Annotated in this window: 16 protein-coding genes; 8 read left to right on the forward strand and 8 right to left on the reverse strand. The window is 58.8% G+C overall.

All coding sequences use genetic code 11. From position 1 onward, the window contains the following. Window positions 1-59 precede the first annotated feature (59 nt). Entirely contained in the window at window positions 60-1226 is a 1167-nt protein-coding gene (gene rnd / locus HY26_RS04800) for a ribonuclease D (protein ID WP_034767908.1), read from the forward strand. Between the two features lies 1 nt (window position 1227). Here rnd and HY26_RS04805 read toward each other — a convergent pair whose 3' ends face one another. From HY26_RS04805 to HY26_RS04820, 4 genes are read right to left on the reverse strand one after another with little or no spacing between them, the layout of a single operon-like run. Beyond that, window positions 1228-2709: a hypothetical protein gene (locus HY26_RS04805; RefSeq protein ID WP_034767905.1), complete on the reverse strand. Its 1482-nt coding sequence runs from the start codon at window positions 2707-2709 to the stop codon at window positions 1228-1230. Further along, window positions 2709-4886, reverse strand: a complete 2178-nt coding sequence (locus tag HY26_RS04810; RefSeq protein ID WP_199288541.1) for an RNA degradosome polyphosphate kinase — start codon at window positions 4884-4886, stop codon at window positions 2709-2711. Before HY26_RS04810 ends, HY26_RS04805 begins: the two co-directional genes overlap by 1 nt. Before the next feature lie 23 nt (window positions 4887-4909). Further along, entirely contained in the window at window positions 4910-5593 is a 684-nt protein-coding gene (locus HY26_RS04815) for a DnaA ATPase domain-containing protein (RefSeq protein ID WP_051600142.1), read from the reverse strand. Window positions 5594-5631: 38 nt separating this feature from the next. Continuing rightward, entirely contained in the window at window positions 5632-6654 is a 1023-nt protein-coding gene (locus tag HY26_RS04820) for a hypothetical protein (protein WP_034767901.1), read from the reverse strand. Between the two features lie 107 nt (window positions 6655-6761). On the opposite strand from HY26_RS04820, the gene purM reads away from it, so the two are divergent. From purM to HY26_RS04835, 3 genes are all read left to right on the forward strand, one after another. Further along, on the forward strand, window positions 6762-7787 hold the full coding sequence (gene purM / locus HY26_RS04825; protein WP_112073057.1) for a phosphoribosylformylglycinamidine cyclo-ligase: 1026 nt from the start codon (window positions 6762-6764) through the stop codon (window positions 7785-7787). Next, window positions 7784-8377, forward strand: a complete 594-nt coding sequence (gene purN, locus HY26_RS04830; protein ID WP_112073058.1) for a phosphoribosylglycinamide formyltransferase — start codon at window positions 7784-7786, stop codon at window positions 8375-8377. The genes purM and purN overlap by 4 nt, the downstream gene beginning before the upstream one ends. A gap of 158 nt (window positions 8378-8535) precedes the next feature. Beyond that, window positions 8536-9336: a GNAT family N-acetyltransferase gene (locus HY26_RS04835; protein ID WP_112073059.1), complete on the forward strand. Its 801-nt coding sequence runs from the start codon at window positions 8536-8538 to the stop codon at window positions 9334-9336. A 100-nt stretch (window positions 9337-9436) separates the two neighbouring features. Here HY26_RS04835 and ndk read toward each other — a convergent pair whose 3' ends face one another. Further along, on the reverse strand, window positions 9437-9859 hold the full coding sequence (gene ndk / locus HY26_RS04840; RefSeq protein ID WP_112073060.1) for a nucleoside-diphosphate kinase: 423 nt from the start codon (window positions 9857-9859) through the stop codon (window positions 9437-9439). 146 nt (window positions 9860-10005) lie between these two features. On the opposite strand from ndk, the gene HY26_RS04845 reads away from it, so the two are divergent. Continuing rightward, window positions 10006-10341, forward strand: a complete 336-nt coding sequence (locus tag HY26_RS04845; protein WP_034767891.1) for a zinc ribbon domain-containing protein YjdM — start codon at window positions 10006-10008, stop codon at window positions 10339-10341. Here the strand turns inward: HY26_RS04845 and HY26_RS04850 are convergent. The 3 genes from HY26_RS04850 to HY26_RS04860 all read right to left on the reverse strand — a co-directional run bounded on the left by HY26_RS04850 (window position 10338) and on the right by HY26_RS04860 (window position 13319). Further along, window positions 10338-11294: an IS481 family transposase gene (locus tag HY26_RS04850; protein ID WP_112073061.1), complete on the reverse strand. Its 957-nt coding sequence runs from the start codon at window positions 11292-11294 to the stop codon at window positions 10338-10340. The two genes, HY26_RS04845 and HY26_RS04850, sit on opposite strands and share 4 nt — an antisense overlap. 84 nt (window positions 11295-11378) lie before the next feature. Next, window positions 11379-11852: a DNA polymerase III subunit chi gene (locus HY26_RS04855; RefSeq protein WP_034767889.1), complete on the reverse strand. Its 474-nt coding sequence runs from the start codon at window positions 11850-11852 to the stop codon at window positions 11379-11381. Window positions 11853-11855: 3 nt separating this feature from the next. Continuing rightward, window positions 11856-13319 (reverse strand): leucyl aminopeptidase, encoded by a 1464-nt coding sequence (locus tag HY26_RS04860; RefSeq protein ID WP_034767887.1) that lies wholly within the window; start codon window positions 13317-13319, stop codon window positions 11856-11858. 121 nt (window positions 13320-13440) lie between these two features. Here HY26_RS04860 and HY26_RS04865 point away from each other — a divergent pair, with 121 nt between their 5' ends. The 3 genes from HY26_RS04865 to topA all read left to right on the forward strand — a co-directional run bounded on the left by HY26_RS04865 (window position 13441) and on the right by topA (window position 18343). Then, window positions 13441-14583, forward strand: a complete 1143-nt coding sequence (locus tag HY26_RS04865; RefSeq protein ID WP_051600141.1) for an LptF/LptG family permease — start codon at window positions 13441-13443, stop codon at window positions 14581-14583. Next, on the forward strand, window positions 14583-15704 hold the full coding sequence (gene lptG, locus HY26_RS04870; protein WP_034768076.1) for an LPS export ABC transporter permease LptG: 1122 nt from the start codon (window positions 14583-14585) through the stop codon (window positions 15702-15704). Before HY26_RS04865 ends, lptG begins: the two co-directional genes overlap by 1 nt. A gap of 68 nt (window positions 15705-15772) precedes the next feature. Continuing rightward, complete coding sequence (gene topA, locus HY26_RS04875; protein ID WP_112073062.1) at window positions 15773-18343, forward strand: type I DNA topoisomerase; 2571 nt, start codon at window positions 15773-15775, stop codon at window positions 18341-18343. The last annotated feature ends 51 nt before the right edge of the window (window positions 18344-18394 follow it).

An 18394-nucleotide genomic window follows, 5' to 3' on the forward strand; every position in this document is an offset into this window, starting at 1 on the left:
GTTTGCGGGAGGTAATAGACTCTCGCATTTGTTCTGGCGATGCGATACGCAAGCCCGCGATGACTGACAACACCCTGACTCCCATTACTGAGCAGTCGGCCCTCGAAGATTTCTGCGGGAAGCTGGCCGAAAGCGACTTTATCTGCGTCGACACCGAGTTTCATCGGGAAACGACTTATTGGCCGGAACTCTGCCTCGTGCAGGCGTCTTCCCCTGATGTGGAAGGCCTGATCGATCCACTCGCCGAAGATCTGGACATCGGTCCGTTCCTTAATCTCATCGCCGCGGACAACCGCGTAAAAGTCTTTCATGCGGCCCGACAGGACATCGAGATCTTCAATCGCCTGATCGGCCACCCCCCCGGCCCGATATTCGATACCCAGGTGGCAGCCATGGCGCTTGGCTATGGGGACTCAATTTCCTACGACAATCTGGTCCAGCGGGTCCTCAGGCGCCAGATCGACAAGTCGAGCCAGTTCACAGACTGGATGCGCCGTCCCCTGTCTCAGAAGCAGCTGGTTTACGCGCTTGGCGATGTCACGCACTTGCGCGACGCCTACCTCATCATGCGGGAAAAGCTTGAATCGAGTGGCCGGCTCACATGGGTTCAGGAGGAAATGGCGGATCTGGAAGATCCGGCGAAATACGACACGGACCCAGACAAGGCCTGGCAACGCCTGAAGCTTCGGAATCAGAAGAAGGATTATGCAGCGCTCGTTGTTGCTGTAGCGGCCTGGCGCGAACAGCTCGCTCAGGAGCTCGACAAACCGCGCCGCCGGATCCTTAAGGACGACGCCATTCAGGAAATCGCCAGCCAGAAGCCTCGCAGCGAGAATGACTACAATCAGCTTCGTGCCGTCCCGAACGGATTCATCCGCTCAAAGCACGGACAAGGACTGATGGATGCCGTGCAGGCCGCGCTCGACAATCCGGGCGAATTCGCACCGGAGCTGGAACCACGCCGTCAGAATGCACAAATCCCGGCTGGCGCGCCTGAACTGCTGAAAGTCCTGCTGAAGCACGTTTCAGAAGAAAATGATGTCGTTCCGCGCCTGATCGCCAATGCTGCAGATATCGACCGGATTGCCCGCGGCGAGACATCAGAAGATATCGCGGCCATGAATGGCTGGCGCTACGAAATGTTCGGCCGAAAGGCACAGGCTCTGCTGTCGGGCAAACTGGCAGTCTCGTTTGAAGGCGGCCAGGTTCGTCTGTTCGACGTCTGATCTAACCGACAAGGATTTCCGGCTGCAGCCGCAGGGCATTCGCCGTCTGCGCAAGGCGCCGCGAAACCGTTTCAGAGATCATCGCCTGATCAGCTTTTCCGACGCTGAGACAAAGCTTGTCGCCATCTCTCGATAACTTGGCTCTGCGCAGGATCGGACCGGACCGTCCTGAAAATACCGCGCCCAAGCGCATGGCGCTGCCGAGTTGCTTGGCGCGCTCGGCCTGAGGCTCGGAGGTGAGGGCGACATATTCGCTCGGGCGCTTGAAGTCCTTCTGATAGCGGCATCCGACAGCATAGGCGATCATCGCCCGCTCCGCATGCGTCACACCGGCATACGGCGCACGCAACGCCTGATCATAAGCCATTTGCGCGCGGTGATCCGGATGGAAGCGACCGGCACTGTCCGACATCATGCAAGCGGCCTGCTCTATTCGAACATCAGCCGCAGGCGAGCCGAATAGATCCTCTTCCGGAGCAAAGGCTGGCGCAATGAATTCGTGGAGCGCCTGTCCGAAGGCGATCTGGTTGTGATCCAGACGGACAAATGCGATCACGCCATCCAGCAACGGATCGGACACCGCGGCGCCCGTAAGATCCGTCAACACACCTTCTCTCAATCCGGCTGACGATATCGATACGCCATCGAGCTTGCTGACCGACAGCAGCTCTTCCAACACGATCGCAGCAATCGGCATGTGCTTCGCCCGGCGCTTGTCGATCGACTCCAGCATGGAACGGGATGTCGAATTCGTGAGGGAGTCTATGCAAAGCTTTGCGGTCCGGGCGATCTGCCCCTGGTTCATCTGGTAGCCGTGCAGAACCTGAAGCGCATAGTTTTCCATCTCCATGTTCACTTTTGCGAAGGTTCGCCAGGCGCCACCCACGGCAAAGAAGCGCCCCTTCGCGCCAGAAAGCACTTCGGATTTCTTCAGCTCAGAGCGAATGGCCTTGCGGAGTTCCTTGGCGTCGCTTGCCACCTCCATCAAAGATAATGGACCGAGCATCAGGCTTTCACCTTTGCCCTTGCCTTTGCCCACCTGCATGAACTCAAGGCTGGAGCCGCCGAGATCGCCGATGACCCCCTGTGGTTCATGGAAGCTGGATTCGACGCCGAGGGCTGAAAGACGCGCTTCATCTTCGCCGGAAAGAACCGAAATCGGCCGGCCGAGAACCCGATTGGCCTTGCGGATAAACTCAGGTCCGTCTTCTGCAGCCCGCACAGCAGCGGTTGCCACAGCCACGAAATTCCTGAGATTCAATGCTTTCAGGATTGCCCGGTACCGCGCCAGTGCTGACAATGCGGATTCACGCCCTGGACCTGAAAGCTTGCCTGTTTTGGAGAGTCCGACGCCTAGGCCAGCCATCACCTTCTCATTAAAGGTTGGCAGGATCGAAGCGCCCAACACATCAAAAATGACAAGGCGCACCGAATTGGAACCAATATCGATGATCGCAGCCCGATGCGTGTTCGGGAACGGCATCAGCCCTTGCTCCCCTTGGGCTGCAGCCGCGGAGGCAGACTGACTTCAAGCGCGCTGCCCCGCCCTGACAGGCTGGGATTGTCCATGAAGTAGCGGTGGGCCGAGAATCCGTTTCCGTCTCCTTCAGGTTTCGCCCGCACATAAGAACCGTCTTCCCGCATCAGCCAGCTCTGCAATTCGTCGTTCAGGTTGGCGACCATGATCTGATTCAGAACCTGACGGTGTACCGTTGGGTTTTCGACAGGCACCAGCGCCTCGACCCGCCTATCCAGATTACGGGGCATCCAGTCAGCGGAAGAAATGAATACTTTCGCATTCGGCGACGGCAGCGCTTCTCCATTTGCGCAGCAAAGAATTCGTGAATGCTCAAGGAAACGACCTACGATACTTTTTACACTGATGTTTTCCGATATTCCAGCCACTCCAGGCCGCAGGCAGCATATGCCGCGAACAACAAGGTCGATTGGAACTCCGGCCTGACTGGCTTTGTAGAGCGCATCGATCACATCCCCGTCCACCAGCGAATTCATCTTGGCCCAGATGCCGCTCGGCCTACCTTTCTTGGCTGCAGCCGCCTCTGCCTCGATCAACTTAATGAGATTTGATTTCAGATTCAGGGGAGACATCGAAATCTTTTCGAGTTCCGGCCCGACTTCAGGCGGTTCCCGATACGCCGTGACGAAATTGAACAGGCGGTTCGCATCGCGCCCAAGCGCGGGATCAGCCGTGAACAAGGACAAGTCGGTGTATATCTTCGCATTGACCGGGTGATAGTTACCCGTTCCGAAATGCGTATAGGTTCGCAGCTCACTCCCTTCGCGCCGAACCACAAGCGATACCTTCGCGTGTGTTTTGTATTCAATAAATCCGTATACGACCTGTACTCCAGCGCGTTCCAGATCACGAGCCAGCCTCAGATTGGCCTCCTCATCAAAGCGGGCCTTGATCTCCACCAGCACAGTGACGTTCTTGCCATTTTCAGCCGCCTCAACAAGCGCCGCAACGATTGGGGAATTGTTCGTGGTGCGGTAAAGCGTTTGCTTGATCGCAACCACCTGCGGGTCCGCAGCGGCCTGCCGGATAAATTCAACAACGACATCGAAACTTTCAAATGGATGGTGGACCAGTATGTCCTTCATCCGGACGGCAGCAAAGCAGTCTCCACCCATTTCCCGAATCCGCTCGGGATACCGAGGATCATATGGCGGGAACTTCAGGTCGGGCCGGTCATCAACGATCAGTTCCGAAAGCTGGGCCATACCCAGAATACCGTCATACAGAACGACATCTGCATTCTCGGTACCAATTTCACGGGTGATGAATTCCCGAAGATGCTTTGGTGCGCTCGATTGCATACGCAGCCTGACAATACGGCCACGCCGGCGTTGCTTCAGCAGCACTTCGAACTCACGAATGAGGTCTTCTGCTTCTTCCTCAATCTCAATATCGCTGTCACGGACGATGCGGAAAAGGCAGCGGCTTTTCTCCTTGTAACCGGGGAACAGATCCCCGATGAACAGGCCGATCACATCTTCAAGAGGGATGAACCTTAGCACCCCCTTCTGCTTGCTCGGCAGACGGATGAAGCGACGCACAAAGGCTGGTAATGGAACAATGCCGATATGGCCTTCGTCGCCATACTTGGAAACAAGGTCGAGTGCGACAGAAAAACCAAGGTTCGGAATGAATGGAAACGGATGCGCCGGATCGACGGCGAGCGGCGTGAGAACCGGAAAGATGTGGCTGCGGAAAAAATCGTCCAGATCTGACAAGTCTTTCTTGCTGAGGTCTCCTGCCGCAAGCACATGAATATTTTCAGATTCGAGCTCATCTTTGAGCTGCCGCCAACGCATCTGTTGTTCGGCGATCAGCTTCAGCGACAGTTCTTCAATTTGCTCGACCTGCACAGCAGGTGTCAGGCCTTCCTGGCTCGTTTTGGTCACCCCAGCACGAACCTGCTCCCTCAGCCCCGCATAGCGAACCATTTCGAATTCATCGAGATTGCTTGCAGAAATCGACAGAAACCGCAGGCGTTCGAGCAGTGGATGGTTCGGATTGGCCGCCTCTTCCAGAACGCGGCGATTGAATTCCAGCCAGGACAGCTCCCGGTTCAGGAATCGTTCCGGTGACGCCATCAATTGTTTCGCCGTTCTGGCGACTCCATCAGCCATGGACATCCCCTTTGTTGGCCCCGGTCGTGTCAACTCGATGACGGCTCATCAGGGGCCGCCAGCCCCATTGCCTCCAATACCTCTTTTGCCAGAGGAACAGAAGGTGCGCGTCCTGTCGTTGTGACACCGTGACTTAGCTTCTCCGCGAACGCCTCAATGGCTTCGTAAGTAAGGTCAAGGCGCGGTGCGAGATAAGAGACCAATTCCGGCTCAAGCTTGAGATAATGCCTCGCAGCAGAAGCCCTGAGCCGCCCGGTCAGCATCGCCTCATCTGGTGGCAAGATTTCCACGATGGACATGGAGTTGAGGCGCGATTTCAGGTCCGCCGATTTCACGGGCCACTGAGACGGACTGCTCGAGGACGAAAGAAGCAACCGGCCCTCTTCCTTGGAGATCTGATTGATGAGGGTGAGTAACTTTTCGTTCGCTGCAACTTTGTCTGCGTTGTCGACCGCAACGAATTTCCCGGCAAGTTCGTCCAGCTGAGCTGATTTCAATTTGGTAAATCGGTTCGCGTCGAAATAAACGCCACCGGTTTCCTCGCACCATGCCTGCAACAACGTAGTCAATCCGCAACGGAGTGGCCCGGTCACGCAGAACACAGGCGTGGGCCACTTGGACGGCTGGCGAACAATGCTGACGGCGGCCTGATTGGCAGGAGTAACAACCAGTTGGCCAAACCGCAGCGGCCCTGCCGGAAAGGCGAAGCTCATCTGGTCTGGTTGTCCGGTCGATAGGGGTGGCCGCTTGCTCACGGAACTCCTGCAGCTGAAACGGCCGAACGGAGCACCCAGCCCGCGCGCGGCTCATCTCCAAGTGCCACACCCCGCTGCAACAGGTCGTTCTGCAAACGCTGCGGATCGCCCAGATATGCAAATGTCACGACGGCACCATCGCGAGCGACTGCCGTCGTCCGGAAGTCGGAAACGAGTGGTGACCTGGCGAGGGCGCCACGCAACGTGTTCCACTCCGCCAGCGATGTGTAGCGAACAGTTGCCTTGGCCTGTGTCCGGTCGCCGCCACGGATGATGGACGCGCGCTTCCAGTTTTCCTCAAGCAGTTTGACGGTCGCATTCACAGCCCCCTCAAGTGTGGGCGCCGGGAGCGTAATCCCAACCACTTCCGTTCCGGCTGTTGTGACAATGGAAACGCTGACGCGCCATGCACCTTCCCGGCCGATCAGTTCTGCCAGAATTGCACGGCGGGCGCGCAGGCTGCCCGCTTCCGGCGAAAGCGCATACCAGTCGCTATAGCTGGTATAACCCGTCAGGTTTGAAGTCACATAAGGCGCGAGGGCACCGGGGTTTTCGGCTCCCAAGGCTTCATGCCAGTCTTCCTCCAATTGTGCGGAAGACGCCAATGGGACCATCAGGCTCAGAGGGGCTTGAGTATCAACATACGGCACTTTCAGCGCATCCAGATGCGCCCGCACCATCAGGGGATTGTAGACCACCCGCAGGATTCCCCTATAGCGGCCCGCACCAGCCGTTTCTTCCTGCACATCGACTGCGGCAGACAGCCTGTTTGCCAATTCGCCATCTATCGGAACGCCTCCCGCAGCAATGCGGTCCTCTGCCAGCGTAATCTTGTCGATCAGTTGCCGGGCGCCATCAAGCCGGGCGGCAGCCATGGCCTGCTCACGCGCCTGGATCAGGGTTGGCGCAACTTCATCCACCTCAAGGTTTGGGATCGTGTAGACATCCTGCGTATCCGCGGCAGCACTGAAAACCGCAAACATGGCTGCGAGCGTGGAAGCAAGAAGCATACGAATCATGGTCAGAGACCTCCTCGGTTGGCGACCTTGTAGCAAGTCCGGTGCGGGGCTGGAACCGCGCTCGGCACTGGCAGAGTCGAATTCCCCATGCTAACGCGCGAGTCATCATGAGCGACCCTTCCAAGACTTCTCTTTCTTACCGCGACGCTGGTGTCGATATTGAGGCAGGCGAGCGTCTCGTTGACGCGATTGGCCCCCTCGCCAAAGCGACCCGTCGCGCTGGCGTCATGGGAGGCCTGGGCGGCTTCGGCGCCCTGTTTGACCTCAAGGCCGCAGGCTATTCAGACCCGATCCTAGTCTCCGGCACAGACGGTGTCGGCACCAAGCTTATGCTGGCTTTTGAAACCGGCATCCATAACACGGTGGGTATCGACCTTGTGGCGATGTGCGCCAATGACGTTCTGGCACAAGGCGCTGAACCCCTGTTTTTCCTGGACTATTTCGCAACGGGCAAGCTTGAAGAAGGCATTGCTGAAGCGGTTGTCTCTGGTATTGCAGAAGGCTGCCGCCAGTCCGGCTGCGCGCTGGTGGGCGGTGAAACGGCCGAAATGCCGGGTATGTACCCGCCGGGACATTACGACCTTGCAGGTTTTGTCGTGGGCGCAGTTGATCGGGATAAAGTGCTGCCTCGCATGGTCACGATGGCGGCAGGCGACCTGCTTATTGGCATTGGCTCGTCCGGTCCGCACTCGAATGGCTATTCACTGATCCGCCGGATCGTGGAACGAGAAGGCTTGTCCTATGACAGTGCTTCGCCGTTTTCGAACGTTACCCTTGGCGAAGCACTGCTGACACCTACCCGGTTGTACGCAAGCGTTGCCTTGCCGCTGATCCGCAAAGGGCTCGTAAAAGGCCTCGCTCACATTACCGGCGGCGGCCTGACCGAGAACACGCCGCGCATGTGCCCGGACCATCTGGTACCCGTCATCGAGCGGAAGGCCTGGACGCCTCCGCCGGTGTTCGAATGGCTGCAATCTGCAGGTAATGTTACAGAAGACGAAATGCACCGGACGTTCAATATGGGCATCGGCGTCGTCTTCGCCGTCGCGCTTGAGGACGCAGATACGGTCTGCGCCGCACTACAAACAGCAGGTGAAGCGCCGGTCATTCTGGGGCGCCTTGCCGACGCATGAGACGCCTGAAACTTGCCATCCTGATCTCCGGACGCGGCTCGAACATGGAAGCGTTGCTGGAGGCAGCGGCCGACCCATCCTACCCAGCCGAGCCCGTTCTGGTGGCCTCCAATCGGCCGGATGCCAAGGGGCTCGAAACGGCGGCTTCTGCTGGCATTGCTACAGCATCCGTCGATCACAAGCTCTACGGCAAGGACCGGGAATCCTTTGAACGAGCCCTGAATGCCGAACTCGAAAAGGCCGGAACCGAGATCATAGCCCTTGCCGGCTTCATGCGCGTGCTGACGCCCTGGTTCGTGACCAGGTGGAAAGGCCGGATGATCAATATTCACCCCTCACTTCTCCCTAAATACAAGGGGTTACACACGCATCTGCGGGCCATCGAGGCGGGCGATGCCGAGGGAGGTTGCTCGGTTCATTGGGTTTCGGCCGGGGTGGACGAGGGCAAGGTCATCGCTCAAGCGGCGGTGCCCATCCTGCCGGGCGATACCGAGGACAGCCTCGCGGCGAGGGTCCTGGTTGAGGAACACAAGCTCTACCCGCGCGCTTTGGCGCTGGCCTGCGAGCAGGTGTTGGCATCCAATCGATAGTGAATGGGCATGAACGCCCATACTGCTGACCCGCTATCTCGCTTGACGAGAACTCAGTTTCAACCTGCTCTTCTCGTTTTGAGAATTCGGGTTCATTTTGCGCTGTTTTCTACAAGTAAACATCGCTCACGAGAACTCAGAACCAATCGGGGGATCAGATGACGTCCATCCATGACCTCGCGAAGCGAGCCTGCGAAACCTATCAATTTCATGCCTCCATCGGGATGGATGTAATTGAAGAGAACTTCTGTTCGTCGCTGCAGGATACGGAAAGAGCCGAAGTTTGGGATCGCAACCGAATTATTGATATGACAGCCCGGACTGCTGCTGAGATTGATCAGATGATGGAGTTTGCCTCGTCTAGAACGAAGCTGGTGGGCTACTCTTACATCTTCGCAACACCGTTCACGTCACCTGCCGTCATCGCCCGACTTTTGCTTGATGACTATCAGGAACAGACGCCCATCATTCAGATGGTGCTCCAAAGTGAGGTCTCCATGAGGCGTCCCGCCGGCTTTAGAATTAAGCCGGTTTCAACAGATGGCGATTGGCGATATCTGCATGATCTCGTTCGTGCAGATCACACAGAGGGCGCTCGAACGCAGGGACATATCCTTGATGCCGAGGTCACCCGAGGAATTGTAGAAGGATACCGTGGAAAGTCAGGCCCTTGTCAGTTCTTCCTGGGCTTTCTCGATGATGCACTTTGCGCCTATGGCTCAGCCACCATAGCTCCAAATGGCATGGGAATGATCGAAGATCTGTTTACGCTACCTGCATTCAGACGGCGAGGGATCGCTACAGCCTTGATTTCCGCGTTTGCTGAACGCCTCCGGCAAGCATCCTGTGAGGAAATTCTCATTGGTAGTATGGCGACAGAACCTCCCAAAGTGCTCTATCAAAAGATCGGCTTTCATCCGGTCTGCGTTACGAGGTCCTTCCTAAAGCGCAGCGAATAGGGTGCGCCATTTTGCAGCGCAGGCAACCAATAAAAAGGGCCCAACCATCTGGCTGGACCCCTATTATTTCTTCACTGCCAAGAAGGGCTTGTTGCCAGCCTTAGCCGGCGATGTCGGCTTCGGAGAAGAATTGCACGATTTCGATCGCAGCGTTTTCTTCGGAGTCAGAGCCGTGAACCGAGTTCTCGCCGATCGATTTTGCGTAGAGCTTGCGGATGGTGCCTTCAGCAGCGTCTGCCGGGTTCGTGGCGCCCATCACTTCGCGGTATTTTGCGACAGCGTTCTCGCCTTCGAGCACCTGGACGACGACCGGGCCGGAGGTCATGAATTCGACCAGCTCACCAAAGAAAGGACGCTCGCTGTGGACAGCGTAGAAACGCTCGGCCTGTTCCTGGGTCATCTTGATGCGGCGCTGGCCGATGATGCGCAGGCCGGCCTTCTCGATGACGGCGTTGACGGCGCCGGTCAGGTTACGCTCGGTCGCGTCGGGCTTGATGATGGAAAAAGTGCGCTGGACAGCCATGGGAGGGTTCCTGTTGTGCGGAAATTGGAGTGTTGGCGGGCCTATAGCGGCGCCCGCCCGCAGGGGCAAGGACAGAGCGCCGCGCTTGCGCACACTTTCATCAGGGCGTAGGGCCGGACAGGTCCTTCAACCGGAAAGTTGCCCCAATGAGCACCCTGCCACCTTGTCCGAAATGCCAGTCCGAATTCACATATGAGGACGGCGCCCTGCTGATCTGCCCGGAATGCGGACATGAATGGTCAGCGGATGCGGAAGCCAATTCGGACGAAAAAGTGGTGAAGGATTCCAATGGCAATCCGTTGGCGGATGGTGATACGGTCACCGTGATCAAGGACCTGAAGATCAAAGGCAGTTCGCAGGTCGTGAAGCGCGGCACCAAGGTCAAGAATATCCGCCTCGTCGATGGTGATCACGATATCGACTGCAAGATCGATGGCATTGGCCAGATGGGCCTGAAGTCCGAGTTCGTGAAGAAGGCCTAGGTGTGGACTCTCAACAGGTTGTCCTCGGAGAGACCGAGTCGACTGATGGGTGTTTGATTTTTAATGCCGCCATGGGGTCGATGGAAGTTGTATCGATGCGTCCAGTCATGGAGGCATGCGGCTCTCTGGTCTGATGTATCGTAGGATTTTGCGTAGGCCCATTCCCTGAGCGCGGTCTGGATAAAGCGTTCGGCCTTTCCATTGGTTCTGGGCGTGTAGGGCCTGGTGCGGACATGTCTGAGGCCGAGCTCACGGCAGGCATGTCTGAAGGCGTCAGAGCGATAGCAGGCGCCATTGTCTGTCATCACGCGGCGGACGATGATGCCGAGGCGATTGTAGTAAGCCACACAGGCCTTCAGGTGATCGACGGCACTGGGGGCTTTTTCGTCAGGATGGATCTGGTTGAAGGCGACGCGGGAGGTATCGTCCACGGCGACATGGACGTACTCCCAGCCGACACCGCGATGGAGAGACTTGCTCTTCCGGCTTCCGGTGATGCGATGCCCGGGGCGCCCGAAGCGGCCGAGCTTCTTTATGTCGATATGGATCATGTCACCGGGACTTGGGTGCTCGTAGCGGCGGGACGGTTCAGGCGGATCGAGATCCCGGGCCCGGCTGAGCTTTGCGGCGCGGAGGATGCGACTGACTGTGGCTGGCGAGACCTTGCATCGGTGGGCGATCTCGTGTCCCGGCAAGCGTTGACGACGCAACTCGAGGATCCTCTCCACGATCGTATCGGGCGTGGGGCGATACAGCCGGTGTGGACGTGAGGAACGCTCCCGGAGACCTTCGGGCCCCTCCGTGAGGAAGCGGTCCACCCACTTGCTGACCGTCTTGCAACAGACGCCGAAGGCCTGGGCGACGCGGCTTCGGCTTTCTCCTTCCTCGATCACACGCCGGACGATCTCGGCTCGACTATGAGGCGTGGTGCGGGCATTCTCATGGATGTCCATTCGGTGTCCTTTCCGGGAATTGACGTCTCGCAACCTCAATCTCACCGGTCAGGCCCGAATGGACAACCTATTGAAAGATCACACCTAGGCGCCTGCCTCTTTCCAACCGCCGCTGCTGGTCTGCTGGAAATAGCGAGTGACGAGACCCCCGTCCTTGGCGGCCTTGAATGCTTCGCGAGCGGCGCCGCGTGCATCCATATCGCCATCGTCGAACATCATCATGCAGCGCGTGTAAGGCGCATCGACGGGGGCCTTCACGCCATCCATCAGGAACAAGGCTGCTGCACCGTTCACATTGTCCGCCTTGCCTGAAATGAGCACAGGCTGGCGTGACGCTTCGAGGCCCGGCGCTTCGGCCTGGCCATGCGGCAGGAAAGACTGGTCATCGAAGGTCCAGAGGGCCGCATCGAGCGCGGCCCGCCGGTCTGCATTCGGGCTGACTGCGAGCACACGCCACCCGACTTCAAGGCATTTGGACATGAGAGGCGCCGCCGCCTGCTCCAGCGTGGTGCGGGAGAGGTGGTAAAACCACCATTCCGGCTTCGGCGCCTCGCTCAAATCCTAACCCTCGTAATTGTCGGCGATCCAGCGATCCAGCAGGCGCGGACCAAAGCCGGATGCCCAGCTCACATCCAGTGCCGGCTTCTCGCTTTCAAGCCAGGCAGCCCCGGCAATGTCGAGGTGAGCCCATTTCACACCGTCCTTCACGAAGCGCTTCAGGAACTGCGCCGCCGTGATGGAGCCTGCTGCCCGGCCACCGATATTGCGCATGTCGGCGAATTTTGACTTCAGCAGCGCGTCGTATTCCGGCCCCATCGGCAGGCGCCAGACGCGCTCGCCTTCGGTCAGGCCCGCCTTGGTCAGCTCCTCGGAGAGCTCGTCGCTGTTGGTGAACAGGCCGGCATGATGGTGGCCAAGCGAAATCACGATGGCGCCGGTCAGTGTGGCGAGGTCCACGATGGCCTTCGGCTTGAAATGCTCCTGCGCATACCAGAGCACGTCACAGAGGACGAGGCGGCCCTCAGCATCAGTATTCTGGACTTCGATCGTCTGCCCCGACGCCGACTTGAGGATGTCGCCCGGGCGGATGGCGTTGCCGTCCGGCATGTTTTCGACAAGGCCGATCAGGCCAACGACATTCACCTTGGCCTTGCGCTCAGCCAGCGCCTTGATCGTGCCGGTCACAGCGGCTGCGCCGCCCATATCGCCACGCATGTCTTCCATGCCCGGGCCCGGCTTCAGCGAGATGCCGCCAGTGTCGAAGCAGACACCCTTGCCGACAAGGATCACCGGATCCTCACCTTCCTTGCCGCCGTTCCATTTCATGATGCCAAGCTGGCTTTCGCGGACAGAGCCCTGCCCGACGCCCAGCATGGAATTCATGCCGAGCTTGGCCAGTTGCTTCTCACCGAGAACTTCAACCTCGACGCCGATCTCGGCCAGTTCCTTGATTTTTGCCGCAAAGCTTTCGGGGTGAAGATCGTTCGGCGGCATGTTGACCAGGTCGCGCGCCAGCATCGTGCCTTCGGCGGCGGCACCCAGCGGTGCGAAGGCCGCCTTGGCGGCTCTGGTGTCGTCCACAACGAAGGAAACCGCGGTGAGGCTCGGCTTCTGGTCTGGCTTGAGTTTGGTGAAATAGGTGTCGAACCGATAGGCAGCGAGTTTTGCGCCGAGGCCCATGCGAGCTGCATCCTCGGCAGAACCGGCATGGATCGCCATGGATTTGAAGCCGCTCGTGTTGAACGCCTTCACCAGATTGGCACCCAGGCCTTCCAGGACACGGGCATCTCGCTTCTTCGGCTTGCCGCCGCCGATCAGCACGGCACGGCGCGCTTCGGCGCCTTTCGGCAGCACAATCACGGCCTGCTGGTCTTTCTTGCCGGTGAACCGGCCATCAATGGCGGCCGAAAGCAGCCCGCCGGTCGATTCGTCTAAAGAGGCCGCTGCCGTAGGCAGGCCGCCGTCTTCGTCGACGATGAATGCAAATACGTCAGCCTTGGCGGCGTCAGTGAAGGTGATTTTCATGTGAGGAATCTCCGTTTGAGACGGAAACTAAGCATCGACGCGCGCAGCGCAACTCGTTAGGCAGGGAAAATATGCCCGTTAACTGCCAGTTTCTGCTTTATTTCCCGGCACGTGACACACGATGACGAAAGTCCAGTCGTACCTGTTTTATGAAGTCTTGCGCGCGGTCCTGATTATCGTCGGGGGGCTCGCATTGCTTGCGCTTCTGGCACAAGGCCTCTCTCGCACTGACCTGATCCTTGAAAATCGACAGTCTGCGCTGACTTATTTCTACATCGTCATGCTGGGTTCCCCCCAGATCATCGCGCTACTGATGCCTCTAGCCCTGTTCGTGGCAGGGGTCTGGTCGCTCAACCGGATCCACAAGGACAGTGAGATTGTCGTGGCGCAGGCCGCCGGCATGACGCGTTGGCAGATCGCTTCGCCCATCATGCGGCTGGCGGTGCTCTGCGCTATTGCGCATCTCGGTGTGAATTTGTGGGTGCAGCCGCTGGCCCAGCGAGCCATGCGAGAGACTGTTGCTGTGGCACGGGCCGATCTTGCCGCCGCCCTGATCCGCCCAGGCCAGTTCACCACCAATGGCGAGCGGCTGACCTTCTATGCCCGCGAACAGGTCGCTGGTGAACTGCGCGGGGTCCTCATCTCGGACATGACAGACCCGGTCTATCCGACGGACATCCTCGCCCGCAGTGCCGCCCTGGTGCAGATCGATGACAAGCCGACCCTGCTGCTGCGAGACGCGATCAGCATGCAGCTGGACGAAAACCAGCAACTTTCCATTCTTGAATTCGCGCAATATCCGTTCGACCTGAGTGAATACATGAAGGAAGATTCCGACCTCGCCTTGAAGGCATCGGACAAATTCCTGCATGAGCTCTTCTTCGTTGACAGGACGAACTACTTTGAACTGAAGGATGCAGACACTTTGCTGGCCGAAGCGAACACGCGCCTGACCTCTCCGCTGCTGAATATCGTGATGGCGCTGATTGCCATCGTCGCGGTGCTGGGCGGGGATTTCAGCCGGAAAGGCTATGCCAAGCGGATCGCCATCTCCTCCAGCGCAGCCATTACGGTCCTGATCGTGCAACTGACCGCTCAATCCGCCGCGGCGGACGATCCGGCCATGAATGTGCTCCAATGGGTCCTGCCGATCAGCATCATGGTGGGCCTCAGCTATGTCTACTTCTCCCGCGGACGACACCTCGGCGCCATAGAGCGTCCCCAGATCGACCTGTTCCGCGGCGCAGGGGGAGCGAGCGCCTGATGCCGTTCGGATCCCGTATCCAGTTCTATATCCTGCGCGAATGCCTGTCCGGCCTGGCGCTGGTATTGGGCATTCTGCTGATCGCAATCCTGATGATCGACGTAGTGGAACAGCTCCGCACCGTCGGCGGCGATGTCAGCCTAAGCCTGCTTGGCGCGCTGCAGCTCTCCCTGATGAAACTGCCGCAGATCATGGAACAGACGCTGCCATTTGCGCTGCTGGTAGCGTCGATGATGGCCTTCACCCGGCTCAATCGCCGGTCAGAACTTTCGATCATCCGCGCCAGCGGGATCTCGGCCTGGCGCTTCCTGACGCCGGTCATCGTCCTCGGCCTGGTCGTAGGGATCGCCACCACAACGCTGCTCAATCCTATATCGGCGAGACTCACCGAGTCTTTCGAAGTCACCCGTGCCCAGATCCTGGACAAGGGCCGCACGGCGATGGCCGTTTCGGATACGGGCGTCTGGCTACGCCAGGGTGACGATACCAGCCAGATCGTGATCCACGCCCAGCATGTCGATCAGGGCGGCGTCGTGCTGCGGAACGTCAAAATGATCGAGGAAGAGCGCCTCTATTCCGGCAGCCAGCCGACCAGCGATTTCGCCTTCGCCCGGCGCATCGATGCCGAGCGCGCAACATTGCGCGACGGGTTCTGGCAGCTGGAAAACGTCATTGAAAACATCCCGAACCAGCCACCGGAGCGGAAACCAAACCTCGCCATTCCTTCTCCGCTGGACGCTGTCACACTGTTCGACAAATTTGCCTCCCCCAACACGATTGGCTTTTGGCGCCTGCCCCGCTTCATCCGCCAGACTCAAGCGGCTGGCCTTGATGCATCGCGCTACCGGATGCGCTGGCACGCATTGATGGCCACGCCGGCCCTGTTTGTTGCCATGGGCCTCATTGGTGCCGTTGTGTGCCTGCGGCTTCAACGGATGGGCGGCACATCGCAGCTGCTGGCGATCGGTGCCCTGGCGGCCATCGGCCTCTATTTCTTCACCCAGTTTTCGACCAGCCTAGGAGCCACAGGTGCAGCACCGCCTATAGTTGCAGCCTGGAGTCCACCGCTTTTTGTGCTCTTCTGCACATTGTCTTACATCGCCTACCGGGAAGACGGCTGACACGCATCCAGCCTTGACATGGCCTCGTCGACGCGGCCATCACTCGCGCCCTTGGAGAGGTACCCCGCATGAAACTTGTCGTCGTCGAGTCGCCCGCGAAGGCCAAAACGATCAACAAATACCTCGGCAAGGACTATAAAGTCCTGGCCTCCTACGGTCATATCCGGGACCTACCTTCGAAGAATGGTTCGGTCGATCCCGACAATGATTTCGAAATGGTCTGGGAGGCTGACTCGAAATCCTCCAAGCGTATTTCAGACATCGCCAACGCGCTGAAAGAAGCTGACACGCTGATCCTCGCGACCGACCCGGATCGCGAAGGCGAGGCCATCTCCTGGCACCTGATCGAAGCGCTGAAGAAGCGCCGCGCCCTCAAAAAGGATGTCGCCGTCGAACGTGTGGTCTTCAACGCCATCACAAAGAGTGCCGTTACTTCGGCCATGGAGCAGCCACGCCAGATCGACGCCGAACTGGTCGATGCCTACCTCGCCCGCCGGGCGCTGGATTATCTCGTGGGGTTCAATCTCTCTCCCGTCCTTTGGCGCAAGCTGCCGGGCTCCCGCTCAGCCGGCCGCGTGCAGTCGGTTGCCCTGCGCATCGTCTGCGACCGCGAGAACGAGATCGAGATGTTCAAGCCGCAGGAATACTGGACAGTCGCAGCTGACTTGCGAGCACCTGACGGCACGGACTTCCAGGCGCGCCTCCATGCCCTGGACGGCAAGACGCTCAAGAAATTCACGCTGGGCGACAAGGGCGACGCCGACAAGGCGCTCGAAGCGGTTCGCGTCGGCGGCTATTCCGTCAGCTCGGTCGAAGCCAAACCGGTCAAGCGGAACCCCGCCCCACCCTTCATAACCTCGACGCTACAGCAGGAAGCCTCCCGCAAGCTAGGCTTCACGGCCAAGCGCACCATGCAGGCCGCCCAGAAGCTCTACGAAGAAGGCCGCATCACCTATATGCGTACCGACGGCGTCAATATGGCCGAGGAGGCCTATGTCGCGGCGCGCTCGATGATCCAGTCGAACTATGGCGCCCGCTACCTGCCTGAAAAGACCCGCTATTATTCCTCCAAAGCGAAGAACGCCCAGGAAGCGCACGAAGCTATCCGCCCGACGGACTTCAATCTGCGTCCGGAGCAGTACAGCGGCGATGACGATCTGCGGAAGCTCTACACGCTGGTGTGGCGCCGGGCCGTCGCCTCCCAGATGGAAGCTGCCATCTTTGAGCGTACCACTATCGACATGTTGTCCAAGGACCAGCGCGCCCAACTCCGGGCCAGCGGCCAGGTTCTCGTCTTCGACGGCTTCATCAAGCTCTACACCGAAGGCCATGATGCCGGGGACGATGATGACGATTCCGAAAATCGCCTGCCGAAAATGGCTGAAGGTCAGCATGCAGACCTTCTGAAAGCGGACTCGACCCAGCACTTCACCACGCCGCCACCGCGCTATACCGAGGCCTCCCTCGTCAAGCGGCTTGAAGAACTGGGCATTGGCCGCCCGTCCACTTACGCCTCAACGCTTTCGACGCTGGAAGACCGCGGTTATGTGCGCCTCGAGAACAAGGCTCTGATCCCGGAAGACAAGGGCCGCCTCGTTACGGCGTTCCTGGAGAACTTCTTCCAGCGCTATGTGGAATATGACTTCACGGCTGGCCTTGAGGAAAAGCTGGACATCATTTCCGACGGCAAGCTCGACTGGAAAAGCTTCCTGCGGGAATTCTGGCAACAGTTCGCAAGCGATATTGGCGAGACGAAAGACCTGCGCGTCAGCGAAGTACTAGACGCCCTCAACGAAGCCCTCGCAGCACACGTCTTTCCGGACCATGATTCCGACGGAAACGTGATTGAACAGCCCCGCTTATGCCCGCTCTGCAAGGAAGGCGAATTGTCCATCAAGGTCGGCCGGTTCGGCGCCTTTGTCGGTTGTTCGCGCCACCCGGATTGCAAATATACTCGACAGTTCTCGTCCGATGGCGAGGAAGCCGGCTTTATCGATCCGGACGGGAACGAACTCGGCGTGCACCCGGAAACGGGCGAAACCATCTGGCTGAAGAGCGGGCGTTTCGGCCCTTATGTCGAGATGGCCAATGGCGAGAAGCCGAAACGCTCATCATTGACCAAGAATGACACGCCGCAGACGCTGACGCTGGAGCGCGCTGTCGAGCTTCTTTCCCTGCCCCGCGAAGTCGGTCCGCACCCGGAAGACGGCGAGATGATCTATGCGAACTTCGGCCGCTTCGGGCCTTATGTTCAGCATCACAAGACGTATGCGAACCTGAAAGATCCTGCCGATGTTTTCAATATTGGCCTCAACCGCGCTGTGGCGCTGATCGAAGACAAGAAAGCCCGCGGCTCCAAACGGGGTGGCGCGACGCCGCTGAAAACGCTGGGCGACCACCCGGACGGCGGCGCCATCGAAGTCTATGAAGGCCGCTACGGCCCTTATGTGAAGCATGCCAAGACCAATGCGACCCTTCCAAAGGATGTCACACCGGATGCCGTGACGCTGGAACAGGCCATTGAGCTGATCAACGCCAAGGCGACGAAAGGCGGCAAGAAGAAAGCTCCGGCCAAGAAAAAGGCGCCGGCGAAGAAGAAGGCGCCTGCCAAGAAGGCTGCAAAGTCGGACGAAGGCTAACCGCACCTCACATAAACTTCGCGTTTGCGCCCCTTGCGGCCCCTTCGTTTC

Origin of the sequence: Hyphomonas sp. GM-8P, from assembly GCF_003263315.1 — a bacterium.
GTDB lineage: Bacteria > Pseudomonadota > Alphaproteobacteria > Caulobacterales > Hyphomonadaceae > Hyphomonas.